The following is a 12,116-nucleotide window of genomic DNA, read 5'->3' on the forward strand; positions in this document are numbered from 1 at the left end:
CTACTCGACGATCGTGCCCTTCGGGACGACCGTGATGCCGGAGTCGGTGACGGTGAACCCGCGGGCGCGGTCCTCGTCGGCGTTGAGTCCGACGCGTGCGCGCTCGTGGATGACGACGTTCTTGTCGACGATCGCGCGGTGGACCTGCGCGTGGCGGTGCACCTGCACGTTGTCGAGCAGGACGCTGTCGGAGACAGCGGCCCACGAGTGGAGATGGACGTCCGGCGAGAGGACGGAGCCCACGACCGTGGCACCGGAGATGAGGACTCCGGGGGAGACGATCGAGTCGGCTGCGTGACCGAGGCGACCAGCGCCGGCGTGGACGAACTTCGCAGGGGGGAGGCCGACGTAGCCGGTGTGCAGCGGCCACAGCGAGTTGTAGAGGTTGAACACGGGGGTCACGGCGATGAGGTCCTTGTTCGCCTCGTAGTAGGAGTCGATCGTCCCGACGTCGCGCCAGTAGTCGCGGTCACGGTCGGCGGAGCCCGGCACGTCGTTGCGGATGAAGTCGTAGACGCCCGCGGTCCCGCGCTCGACGAAGTACGGGACGATGTCGCCGCCCATGTCGTGCCGCGACTCCAGGTTCTCGGAGTCGCGCGTGACGGCCTCGACGAGGGCGTCGGCGTTGAAGACGTAGTTGCCCATCGACGCGAGGATCTCGCCGGGGGAGTCGGCGAGCCCGGTGGGGTTCGGCGGCTTCTCGAGAAACGCGCGGACCTTCTCCGGGCTCTCGGGGGCCGTGTCGATGACGCCGAACTCGGTCGCGAGCGCGATGGGCTGGCGGATCGCGGAGACGGTGAGCTCTGCGCCCGACGCGATGTGCGCGTCGACCATCTGGGAGAAGTCCATCCGGTAGACGTGGTCGGCTCCGACCACGACGACGATGTCCGGACGCTCGTCCTCGATGATGTTCAGGCACTGGAAGATCGCGTCGGCGCTGCCGAGATACCAGTGCTTGCCCACGCGCTGCTGGGCGGGGACAGGTGCGACGTAGTTGCCGAGCAGGGCCGACATGCGCCACGTCTTGGAGATGTGGCGGTCGAGGCTGTGCGACTTGTACTGCGTGAGCACGACGATGTGCAGGTACCCCGAGTTGACGAGGTTGGAGAGTGCGAAGTCGACGAGGCGGTAGATGCCGCCGAACGGCACCGCGGGCTTGGCCCGGTGCGCGGTCAGGGGCTTGAGGCGGTTGCCTTCTCCACCCGCCAGGACGATCGCAAGAACTTTTGGAGGTGCCATGACCTGACCTTATGGCCGCGGACGTTCGAATGCACCAGAAAGCGCTACCGTGTCGACTGTGAGAGTAGATCTGTTGACCCGGGAGTTTCCGCCGCACGTCTACGGCGGGGCCGGCGTGCACGTCGCCGAGCTGTCCGCCGTGCTGCGCCGACGCATCGACGCGCGCGTGCGCTGCTTCGACGGACCACGGACGGGGGCCGACGCCGCCGACTGGGTGACCGGCTATGCACCGCCGAGCGGGCTCGACGGGGCCAACGCCGCGCTCGCGACCTTCGGCGTGGACCTCGCGATGGCGAACGACGTCGCAGGCGCCGACCTCGTGCACTCCCACACCTGGTACGCGAACCTTGCCGGGCACCTGGCGAGCCTGCTGCACGGCATCCCGCACGTGCTCTCGGCGCACTCGCTCGAGCCGCTGCGGCCGTGGAAGGCCGAGCAGCTCGGCGGCGGCTACGCCCTGTCGAGCTGGGCCGAGCAGACGGCGTACGAGGGCGCGGCGGGCGTCATCGCCGTGAGCGCGGGCATGCGGGCCGACATCCTGCGGTCGTACCCCGCGGTCGACCCCGCGAAGGTCCACGTGGTCCACAACGGGATCGACCTCGCCGGCTGGAAGCGGCCCGAGGGCGACGAGGTGGAGCGCGCCGACCGCGTCGTCCGCGACCTCGGTATCGACCCGTCCCGCCCGGCGGTCGTGTTCGTCGGGCGCATCACGCGGCAGAAGGGGCTGCCGTACCTCCTCAAGGCGGCAGAGCGCCTGCACCCGGACGTCCAGCTCATCCTCTGTGCCGGAGCGCCCGACACCCCTGAGATCGCCGCCGAGGTCTCGGGCGCGGTGGCCGAGCTCTCGACGCGACGCACCGGCGTCGTGTGGATCGAGCAGATGCTCCCGCGCCCCGACCTCGTGGCCGTCCTCGCGGCGTCGACGGTCTTCGTGTGCCCGTCGGTCTACGAGCCGCTCGGCATCGTCAACCTCGAGGCGATGGCCGTGGGCCTGCCCGTCGTCGGCAGCGCCACCGGTGGCATCCCGGAGGTCATCGACGACGGGGTGACCGGCCTGCTCGTCCCGATCGACCAGGTCCAGGACGGCACGGGGACCCCGATCGACCCGGAGCAGTTCGTCACCGATCTCGTCGCGGCGCTCGAGGCGGTCGTGGGCGACCCCGACCGCGCGCGCGAGATGGGCCGCGCGTCCCGTACCCGGGTCGAGGACCACTTCGCGTGGGACGCGATCGGCGACCGCACGCTCGAGGTCTACCAGGCGGTGCTCGACGCGAGCTAGCGTCCGGTCGCCTGGTTGTCCGGCGCGTTGAACGTCGCCGCCGCCATCGCTCGTCGTGCGACTCGGTCGATCTCCCGCAGCGCGGTCGACCGCTGGTCGGCCTGCCAGAGGTTGACGGCACCTCCGTCGTCGACGGTCGCGAGGTCGACGATCGCGCGCAGGCGCGCCGCCGACTGGAACACGTGCGACCGGCGCGGGTCGAGGCCCGGGGGCAGGTGGTCGCGGAGGTCGACCGTGGACCGCAGGGCGGCGATCGCCTCGCCGGCGTCGTCCCTCCAGCGCGAGACGTCGAGGGCGGTGAGAGCCTCCGTGGCTGCTCGGAGGCTGCGCTGGAGCGCGCGCTCGGCGTCGCCGAGCGACCCGACGGTGCCGAGCGTCCGGTGCGCCCACGGCGCGACCTGGGTCATGGACCAGCGCACGAGGTGACCTTGCTCGAGTGCGCTCCCGAACGACTCGATGTCGGGGACGAGCGCCCAGCTCTCGGTGCGGTCCCGGTCCACCGCCGGTGCGTCGGCGGTAATGGTCACGAGGACGCACTCCTCGGCCTCGATCGCCGGAGCGCTCACCTCGGCCGGAACGCCCATGGCGTCCCCGGGCTCGGGGAAGAGTGCCGCGGATGCGACGACCCGCCCGCCCCAGGCACCGAGCAGCGCCAGGAGTGTGCTCTCCGCCACATCACTCGGGACGTCGCCCCACAGCGCATGGGGTTCGTCGTCCTGGACGACGGCGCGCAACGCCCGCTGGGCGGACGTGGCTGCTGGGTCGGTGCCCCACAGCCACAGGGCGAGCGACGCGGAACGGGGCAGGATGGCGCCCGGATCGGGCACGGACGGGAGAGAAGGTGTCGAGCTCACACAGATCAAAGTACGCGCCCGGGTGCTCGCGCACCGCGTCGCCGGGGTGCCTCGCCACCGGATAGGGTCTGGAGGCATGACCTGGGTTCTTGATCTGCAGAACGTCACCGTCCGGCGCGGCGAGAAGAACATCGTCGACGACGTCTCGTGGCAGATCGCCGAGGGAGAGAGATGGGTCGTCCTCGGCCGCAACGGCGCAGGGAAGACGACCATCCTCCAGATCGCCGCGGCCCGCATGCACCCGACGAGCGGTGTCGCCGAGGTCCTCGGCTCCCGGCTCGGCTCGGTCGACGTCTTCGAGCTCCGCCCTCGCATCGGTCTCACGAGCGCCGCGCTCGCAGACCGGATCCCGGCGTCCGAGCGCGTCGCCGACGTGGTCCTCACCGCCGCCTACGCCGTCACCGGACGCTGGCGCGAGTCCTACGAGGAGCCCGACGAGAAGCGTGCGGCCGACCTCCTCTCCGCGTTCGGCGTCGACCACCTCGCCGACCGCCGCTTCGGCACCCTGAGCGAGGGCGAGCGCAAGCGCGTCCAGATCGCCCGGTCGCTCATGACGGATCCTGAGCTGCTCCTGCTCGACGAGCCCGCGGCAGGCCTCGACCTCGGTGGCCGCGAAGAGCTCGTCGGTGCGCTCGCGGAGCTGGCTGCTCACCCGCAGTCGCCGGTCCTCGTGCTCGTCACCCATCACGTCGAGGAGATCCCGCCGGGCTTCACCCACGTCATGCTCATGCAGGACGGGGGAGTCCACAGCGGCGGGCCCATCGCGGACGTGCTGACGGACGAGAACCTCACGGCCGCCTTCGGTCTGCCGCTCGAGGTGACGCGCACCGGTGACCGGTGGACCGCGCGCGCGGCGCAGGCCTCGGCACGGTCGGGCGGGCATTCCGGCTGATCACCGCCGATCTGACGGTCGTTCACTGCACACTTTCACGTCTTCGTAGCGTAAAGTTAAGGCAAAGACGCAGGGGACGGCGATCGGAGGAACGATGGACTGGTACTGGTGGATCGGCGCGGCCCTGGTTCTTGTCGTCGTGGAGATGGTCTCGCTCGATCTCGTCCTCATGATGTTCGCCGGCGGCGCCCTCGCGGCCGGTGTCGCGAGCGCTCTCGGAGCCGGTCTCGCCGTGCAGATCATCGTCTTCGGCGTGGTCTCCACCCTGCTGCTGTTCGCCCTCCGCCCCTGGCTGCTCACGTACCTGCGCCAGCGCACACCGCTCACCGAGACCAACGCCGCGGCGCAGGTCGGTCGGACCGGGGTCGTCGTCGCGGAGGTCACCGACGGTGGCGGCAGGATCAAGCTCTTCGGCGAGGTGTGGAGCGCGCGGTCCGCCAGCGACGCGACCTACCCGCTCGGTTCCGACGTCGTCGTGGTCCGCATCGACGGAGCGACCGCGATCGTCGGCTCGGCCGACGCCCCGGTCACGGGTCTGCACCGTCCCGAGCTGCCCGCCTGACATCCACACGTGACATCCGCGCTCGACTCTGAGCGTGGGTCTTCCGCACCACACCAGCCGCAAACCAGAGGGGACACTTCATGCCGGAAGACACCAGGCAGCTGATCGGCATCATCCTGGCGGGGCTCATCGCCCTGTTCTTCATCATCGCGCTCGTCCGCGCTGTCCGGATCGTGCCGCAGACCGTGGCTCTCATCGTCGAGCGTCTCGGTCGGTACTCGCGCACCATGGACGCCGGGCTGCACGTCCTCATCCCCTTCGTCGACCGCGTCCGCGCGAGCGTCGACCTCCGCGAGCAGGTGGTGTCCTTCCCGCCGCAGCCCGTCATCACCTCGGACAACCTCGTGGTGAGCATCGACACCGTCCTGTACTTCCAGGTGACGGACCCGAAGTCGGCCGTGTACGAGATCGCGAACTACATCACGGCGATCGAGCAGCTCACGGTCACCACGCTCCGTAACGTCATCGGGTCGATGGACCTCGAGCAGACGCTCACGAGCCGTGACCAGATCAACGGTCAGCTCCGTGGTGTGCTCGACGAGGCGACGGGTCGCTGGGGCATCCGCGTGAACCGGGTCGAGCTGAAGTCGATCGACCCGCCCCAGAGTATCCAGGGCTCCATGGAGCAGCAGATGCGTGCCGAGCGTGACCGTCGTGCCGTCATCCTCACGGCCGAGGGCTTCAAGCAGTCGCAGATCCTCACGGCCGAGGGCGAGAAGCAGGCCGCGATCCTCCGTGCCGAGGGCTCGGCCCAGGCGGCGATCCTCACGGCCGAGGGCGAGGCGCGCGCGATCCTCCAGGTCTTCGACGCCATCCACGAGGGCGACGCCGACCCCAAGCTGCTGGCGTACCAGTACCTCCAGATGCTGCCGCAGATCGCCAACGGCACGTCGTCGAAGATGTGGATCGTCCCGACGGAGTTCACCGCAGCTCTCGGTTCGATCACCAAGGGTTTCGGGGCGGGCGCCGACGCACCGTCGGACGACTCGAGCGGCACGCGACCCGAAGGGCGGCGCGAGCGCAGCGAGCGGACCAAGACGGCGCTGACGTCCTCGCTCGAGGACCCGACGCAGGCTCTTGCCGAGGCACGTCGCCTCGCCGAGGCGGCAACGGCCGACGCGACGAGCGCGGGTACCCACTCGGGTGTGCCGTTCGACCCGACGCAGCAGAGCGGACAGCAGCCGAGCACGGGCTACGGCAGCGTGCCGGGAACCTCACCGCGGGTGCTCGGGACCGAGGGTGCGCGGTATGCGCCGCCGGTCACCGGCGACCAGCCGGTCCCTCCGACCGAGACGGCACCGGGTGGACCTGACCTCGACAAGGGGACCCCGCCCGCAGGGCAGTAGACCCGAGCCGCACGAGGTTCCACCCGGGCACCAGCCCTCAGCGGAACCGACATAATTCAGCACGGTCACCAGGGCCGCGCACCGTAGGCTGTCAGTCGATCACTCGTGATCGACCGTCAGTCCGGGGCGCGGCCCTGGTCGTCTCTCCGTGACCTCGAGGCTCTGCATGCTGCTCTCGCTCCTCAAGACCCACCTGGCCCCGTACCGGCAGGCTCTGGTCCTCGTGCTCGTCCTTCAGCTGGTCCAGACGATCGCGTCGCTGTACCTGCCGAGCCTCAACGCCGACATCATCGACAGCGGGGTGACCCAGGGCGACACGAGCTACATCGTGCGCATCGGCGTCATCATGCTGCTCGTGAGCCTGGGCCAGGTCGTGTGCGCGGTCGTGGCCGTGTACTTCGGGGCGCGCGCCGCGATGGGCTTCGGCCGCGACGTGCGCGGGGCGCTGTTCACGCGCGTCCAGTCGTTCTCCGGCCAGGAGGTCGGCACCTTCGGCGCCCCGACGCTCATCACCCGGACGACGAACGACGTCCAGCAGGTCCAGATGGTCGTCATGCTCGGGCTGACGGTCATGGTCATGGCGCCGATCATGCTCGTCGGCGGCGTCGTCATGGCGCTGCGCGAGGACGTGGGGCTCTCCGGCCTGCTCGTCGTCATCGTGCCCGTCCTCGGGGTGACGATCGCGCTCATCGTCTCGCGGATGATCCCGTACTTCCGGGCGATGCAGAAGCGGATCGACCGCATCAACGCTGTCCTGCGCGAGCAGATCTCCGGCATCCGTGTGATCCGCGCGTTCGTCAAGGAGCGCCACGAGCAGGAGCGTTTCGCGGTCGCGAACACCGAGCTCTTCGAGACGTCGCTGCGGGTGGGCAAGCTCATGGCGCTCATGTTCCCGGTCGTCATGCTCATCATGAACCTCTCGAGCGTCGCGGTCATGTGGTTCGGTGCCGCGCGCATCGACTCCGGCGAGATGCAGATCGGCTCGCTCACCGCGTACCTCAGCTACATCATGTACATCCTCATGGCCGTCATGATGTCGACGATGATCTTCATGATGGTGCCGCGTGCGGCGGTCTCGGCCGAGCGCATCGGCGAGGTGCTCGCGACGGAGGCGAGCGTCGTCGAGCCGCTCGTCCCGCGTTCGATGAGCGAGGCGCGCGGCCGGGTGGCCTTCAGCGGGGTCGAGTTCCGGTACCCCGGTGCCGAGCAGCCGGTCCTCGGCGACCTGACCTTCACCGCGGAGCCGGGGGAGACGACCGCGATCATCGGGTCGACGGGCTCCGGCAAGACGACCCTCATCAACCTCATCCCGAGGCTCTTCGACGCGACCGGGGGATCGGTGACCGTCGATGGGATCGACGTCCGTGACGCCGCGGGTCAGGACCTGTGGTCGAGGATCGGCATGATCCCCCAGAAGCCGTACCTGTTCTCCGGGACGGTCGCCTCCAACCTCGCCTACGGCCTGCCGGGCGCCTCGGAGGAACGGATGTGGGCCGCCCTCGAGGTGGCCCAGGCGCGGGACTTCGTCGAGGCGCTGCCCGACGGTCTCGAGTCGCCGATCTCCCAGGGCGGCACGAACCTCTCGGGTGGCCAGCGCCAACGCCTGGCCATCGCGCGCGCGGTCATCCGCGACCCGAAGATCTACCTCTTCGACGACTCGTTCTCCGCGCTCGACTACGCCACCGACGCCGCGCTGCGCCGGGCGCTCGTGCCCATCACGCACCGCGCGACGATGATCGTCGTCGCCCAGCGGGTCGCGACCATCCGCCAGGCCGAGAAGATCATCGTCCTCGACAACGGCCGGATCGTCGGGCAAGGGACCCATCCGGAGCTCCTGGAGACGTGCCAGACGTACCAGGAGATCGTCTACTCCCAGCTCTCGGCGGAGGAAGCAGCATGAGCACCGACCAGAGCGAGAAGCGCCCGGCCGACGGCGCGCCGGCGGCGCCGGCGGCGCCTGCCGCGCCTGCTGCCCGGCCCGGACCGGGCGGACGTCCCGGTCACGGACCCATGGGGAACATGGGCATGCCGACCGAGAAGGCCATGAACTTCACCGGGTCGCTCCGCCGCTTCGCCGGCTACCTCGGCGCGGAGAAGATCCGCGTCGTCCTCGTCACGGTGCTCGCGGTGGTGTCCGTGGGGCTCACGGTCACGGGACCCAAGCTCCTCGGCAACGCGACCAACCTCATCTTCGAGGGATTCGTCAGCCGCGGGCTCCCGGCCGGTGCGACGAAGGCCGAGGTCATCGCTGGCCTGCGCGCCGACGGTCAGGACCAGCTCGCGGACATGCTCGGCGGGATGACGCTCACCCCGGGCGTCGGGCTGGACTTCGACGCGCTGCGCGACGTCCTGCTGCTCGTCGTCGCCGTGTACGTCGGGGCGTTCCTCTTCGGGTGGCTGCAGGGCCGGTTCACGGCCATCGTCGTGCAGAACACCGTGCTGCGGCTGCGGGATCAGGTGGAGGAGAAGATCAACCGCCTGCCCCTCGGGTACTTCGACAAGCAGAAGAGCGGCGAGGTCCTCTCGCGCGTGACGAACGACATCGACAACGTCGCGCAGACGCTCCAGCAGACGCTCTCGCAGCTCGTGTCGTCGATCCTCACGATCATCGGTGTGCTCGCGATGATGTTCTGGATCTCGCCGCTGCTCGCGGTCGTCGCGCTCGTCACGGTGCCGCTGTCCGTGGTCATCACGGCGGCGATCGCGAAGCGCTCGCAGCCGCAGTTCGTCCGCCAGTGGGCATCGACGGGCCGGCTCAACGCGCACATCGAGGAGATGTACACGGGCCACTCGCTCGTCAAGGTGTTCGGGCACCAGGAGCGGGCCATCGAGATGTTCGACGAGGAGAACGCGCACCTGTACGAGGCGAGCTTCAAGGCACAGTTCATCTCGGGGATCATCCAGCCAGCGATGGGCTTCGTGGCGAACCTCAACTACGTCATCGTCGCGGTGGTCGGCGGGCTGAGGGTGGCGTCGGGGACGATGACGCTCGGTGACGTCCAGGCGTTCATCCAGTACTCGCGCCAGTTCACGCAGCCCATCACGCAGGTCGCGTCGATGATGAACCTCCTGCAGTCCGGGGTGGCCTCCGCCGAGCGCGTCTTCGAGCTGCTCGACGCGGACGAGCAGACGCCGGACCCGGCGGACCCCGTGCGGGTCGGTCGCGTGCAGGGGCGGGTGGCGTTCGAGGACGTGGCGTTCAGCTACTCGCCGGACGCGCCGCTCATCACGGGCCTCTCGCTCGTCGCCGAGCCGGGGCAGACGGTCGCGATCGTCGGGCCGACGGGTGCGGGCAAGACGACGCTCGTCAACCTCATCATGCGGTTCTACGAGGTGGGCTCCGGGCGCATCACGCTCGACGGTGTGGACGTCGCGACGATGACGCGGGACGACCTGCGCTCGAACATCGGCATGGTCCTCCAGGACACGTGGCTGTTCAAGGGCACCATCGCGGACAACATCCGCTACGGCGCGGGCACGGACATCGACGATGCGCGACTCTTCGAGGCGGCGGAGGCCACGCACGTAGACCCGTTCGTCCGCACGCTGCCCGACGGCTACGAGACGGTGCTCGACGAGGGCGGCTCGAGCGTGAGCGCCGGCGAGAAGCAGCTGCTGACGATCGCGCGGGCGTTCCTCGCGGACCCGGCGATCCTCATCCTCGACGAGGCGACGTCGTCCGTGGACACGCGCACCGAGGTGCTCGTGCAGAAGGCGATGAACGCGCTGCGCGCCGGCCGGACGAGCTTCGTCATCGCGCACCGTTTGTCGACGATCCGCGACGCGGACGTCATCCTCGTCATGGAGCACGGCGACATCGTCGAGCAGGGGTCGCACGACGAGCTGCTCGCCTCCGGTGGCGCGTATGCGCGGCTGTACGAGAGCCAGTTCGCGGCGGCTGCGGTCGACTGATCCCGCTTCGGTGCTGGTGTGACGCCCGGCGGTCTCGGTGTCGGGGAGAATCGTCGGGTGCCTCCCTCCTTCATCACCGATGCCACCGACGACCGCGTCGCCGACTACACCAACCTCACCGACATCGTGCTGCGGTCCAAGCACGAGCCGGAGAAGGGCCTCTTCATCGCGGAGAGCTCGACGGTCATCCGGCGGGCGCTCGCGGCGGGGTACCGGCCGCGGTCGTTCTTCATGGCGGAGAAGTGGCTTGCGTCGATGGACGACGTGCTCGCCGAGTGGCCGGACGTGCCCGTGTACGTGGGCGAGCCCGCGGTGCTCGAGTCGATCACCGGGTTCCACCTGCACCGCGGGGCGCTCGCGGCGATGCACCGGCCGCCGCTGCTCTCGGTGCGCGAGCTGCTGACCGGCGCGCGGCGGGTGGCAGTGCTCGAGGACATCGTCGACCACACGAACGTCGGTGCGATCTTCCGTGGGGCTGCTGCGCTCGGGGTGGATGCGGTGCTCGTGACACCGCGGTGCTCGGACCCGCTGTATCGGCGCAGCGTGCGGGTGTCGATGGGGACGGTGTTCCAGGTGCCGTGGACGCGGATCGAGAGCTGGCCGGGTGGGGTGGCGGAGCTGCAGGCCGAGGGGTTCACCGTGGCTGCGTTGGCGTTGAGCGACGATTCGGTGACGTTGGACGAGTTCGTGGAGCAGGGGAACGAGAAGGTGGCGTTCGTGTTCGGGACCGAGGGGCACGGGCTCGGGGACGCGACGCTCGGGGCAGTGGATGCCGTGGTGAAGATCCCGATGGCTGGGGGAGTGGACTCGTTGAACGTGGCTGCGTCGGCGGCTGTGGTGTTCTATGTGACTAGGTAGATAGGGCCGTCGCCAGTTGCGAGAGGGATACGCCGCCGCACCCGGCTAAATACCCCGCTCCGCCCTCTACCACCACGATCCGCTGCGCGAAGACCGTTCCTGAAGGCGGCGTACACGTCCGTCGCCACAAACCTCCCCACCAGAACGAGTAGACGAATTAGGAACGCTTGAACGGCAACCTCGCCACACGGTGCTGTTCCAGCACTCTAGGAGAGATCAACGCTAGAGTAGGCGAATGATGTGGCCTGATGCACACCCTCCCGCCAAATCCCGTCGGTGGCATCCAACGGAGGTGGCTCGTGGCCGACGATGAAGGATACGTCGAGGTCGATGCCGTCGTTCGTATTCCCAAGGGAAGGTCCCTCGCAGACTCGAAGAAGACGGACGGGTGGAGTCGCGGCTTCACCCCCAGGTCCAGCGAGAAGGGGCCGGAACACGTCGAGATCCGTCTGAAGAAGGACGTCGACGAACTGCAACGTGACTCTCCACTGCAGCCGGACTATGGCAACAACTACTCGCTGCGATTACAGGCCGAGACTCGGGAGCAGGAAGAGCTCGAAGAGATGCTCCGTGCTGTCGTCTTGCTCGCCATCGTCAAAGCCGCCGAGGTGACTGTTCCTCTGATTAGGCAGTGGTGGATGGAACAGGCCTTGCCATATTTCAAGGAGAAGCGGAAGGCATGGCGAGGGCTCCGAGCGCGACGGAGCGTGCTCACGGCAGCTGTCGACGATGAGCCAGTCGTTATCGATCCCATTCTCCTCGAAGAGGTGAATGAAGTCAGCGACGCCCTGGAGGCCTACGAAGCGAATATGACCAGTGGCGAAGCGCGACAGCACCTTACCGAGTTACTGATAGCGCAACACTTCGTCAACGAGAAGAGGCGAATCATCGCCAACGCGCGAATCCGGGGGCGTGGAGTTCCGCAAGAATTGGCCGCTACTGTACAAGCGCTCACTCCAGAGCAGGTTAGGAATGCCCTCGATTCGTTGCTCGTGTCCCAACCCAGAATCTTGGACGACCTGGCCGTGCTCGTGCGCTCAAGAGAGAGCGATGGATTGTTTCAGCTTGAAAGTGAGCGGATGAAAGAGGCATTGCGGTTTCCTGGCGAACCTGAGTAGCAGCGGGTCGACGGTCGTTCACGATGTGTTGAGGATGATGCCCACCTCGGTGGCGA

10 protein-coding genes are annotated in these 12,116 nt (G+C 68.6%); 8 read left to right on the top strand and 2 right to left on the bottom strand.

The window, feature by feature from the left end:
• Complete coding sequence (locus tag ABKW26_RS03830) at positions 1-1,239, bottom strand: glucose-1-phosphate adenylyltransferase (protein ID WP_348591115.1); 1,239 nt, start codon at positions 1,237-1,239, stop codon at positions 1-3.
• 58 nt (positions 1,240-1,297) lie between these two features.
• Here ABKW26_RS03830 and glgA point away from each other — a divergent pair, with 58 nt between their 5' ends.
• Complete coding sequence (gene glgA, locus ABKW26_RS03835; protein WP_348591116.1) at positions 1,298-2,518, top strand: glycogen synthase; 1,221 nt, start codon at positions 1,298-1,300, stop codon at positions 2,516-2,518.
• Here glgA and ABKW26_RS03840 read toward each other — a convergent pair.
• Entirely contained in the window at positions 2,515-3,372 is an 858-nt protein-coding gene (locus ABKW26_RS03840; protein ID WP_348591117.1) for a hypothetical protein, read from the bottom strand. The two genes, glgA and ABKW26_RS03840, sit on opposite strands and share 4 nt — an antisense overlap.
• A gap of 76 nt (positions 3,373-3,448) precedes the next feature.
• Between ABKW26_RS03840 and ABKW26_RS03845 the strand changes: the two genes are divergently transcribed.
• The 7 genes from ABKW26_RS03845 (at position 3,449) to ABKW26_RS03875 (ending at position 12,060) form a co-directional block, all read left to right on the top strand.
• On the top strand, positions 3,449-4,264 hold the full coding sequence (locus tag ABKW26_RS03845) for an ABC transporter ATP-binding protein (RefSeq protein WP_348591118.1): 816 nt from the start codon (positions 3,449-3,451) through the stop codon (positions 4,262-4,264).
• 94 nt (positions 4,265-4,358) lie between these two features.
• Positions 4,359-4,826 (top strand): NfeD family protein, encoded by a 468-nt coding sequence (locus tag ABKW26_RS03850; RefSeq protein WP_348591119.1) that lies wholly within the window; start codon positions 4,359-4,361, stop codon positions 4,824-4,826.
• Between the two features lie 80 nt (positions 4,827-4,906).
• Positions 4,907-6,172, top strand: coding sequence for an SPFH domain-containing protein (locus ABKW26_RS03855; protein WP_348591120.1), 1,266 nt, complete (start codon positions 4,907-4,909; stop codon positions 6,170-6,172).
• Between the two features lie 166 nt (positions 6,173-6,338).
• Positions 6,339-8,072: an ABC transporter ATP-binding protein gene (locus ABKW26_RS03860; protein WP_348591121.1), complete on the top strand. Its 1,734-nt coding sequence runs from the start codon at positions 6,339-6,341 to the stop codon at positions 8,070-8,072.
• Entirely contained in the window at positions 8,069-10,084 is a 2,016-nt protein-coding gene (locus tag ABKW26_RS03865) for an ABC transporter ATP-binding protein (protein WP_348591122.1), read from the top strand. The genes ABKW26_RS03860 and ABKW26_RS03865 overlap by 4 nt, the downstream gene beginning before the upstream one ends.
• Positions 10,085-10,141: 57 nt before the next feature.
• A complete protein-coding gene (locus tag ABKW26_RS03870) occupies positions 10,142-10,942 on the top strand; it encodes an RNA methyltransferase (RefSeq protein ID WP_348591123.1) in 801 nt (266 codons plus the stop codon).
• A 299-nt stretch (positions 10,943-11,241) separates the two neighbouring features.
• Complete coding sequence (locus ABKW26_RS03875) at positions 11,242-12,060, top strand: hypothetical protein (RefSeq protein WP_348591124.1); 819 nt, start codon at positions 11,242-11,244, stop codon at positions 12,058-12,060.
• Positions 12,061-12,116 lie beyond the last annotated feature (56 nt).

The organism is Sanguibacter sp. 25GB23B1, assembly GCF_040012415.1.
In the GTDB taxonomy this organism is placed as follows: Bacteria; Actinomycetota; Actinomycetes; order Actinomycetales; family Cellulomonadaceae; genus Sanguibacter.

Coding starts and splice junctions, on each gene's coding strand:
- ABKW26_RS03830 (WP_348591115.1), bottom strand. CDS start 1,239: ATGGCACCTCCAAAAGTTCTTGCGATCGTCCTGGCGGGTGGAGAAGGC.
- ABKW26_RS03845 (WP_348591118.1), top strand. CDS start 3,449: ATGACCTGGGTTCTTGATCTGCAGAACGTCACCGTCCGGCGCGGCGAG.
- ABKW26_RS03850 (WP_348591119.1), top strand. CDS start 4,359: ATGGACTGGTACTGGTGGATCGGCGCGGCCCTGGTTCTTGTCGTCGTG.
- ABKW26_RS03855 (WP_348591120.1), top strand. CDS start 4,907: ATGCCGGAAGACACCAGGCAGCTGATCGGCATCATCCTGGCGGGGCTC.
- ABKW26_RS03860 (WP_348591121.1), top strand. CDS start 6,339: ATGCTGCTCTCGCTCCTCAAGACCCACCTGGCCCCGTACCGGCAGGCT.
- ABKW26_RS03865 (WP_348591122.1), top strand. CDS start 8,069: ATGAGCACCGACCAGAGCGAGAAGCGCCCGGCCGACGGCGCGCCGGCG.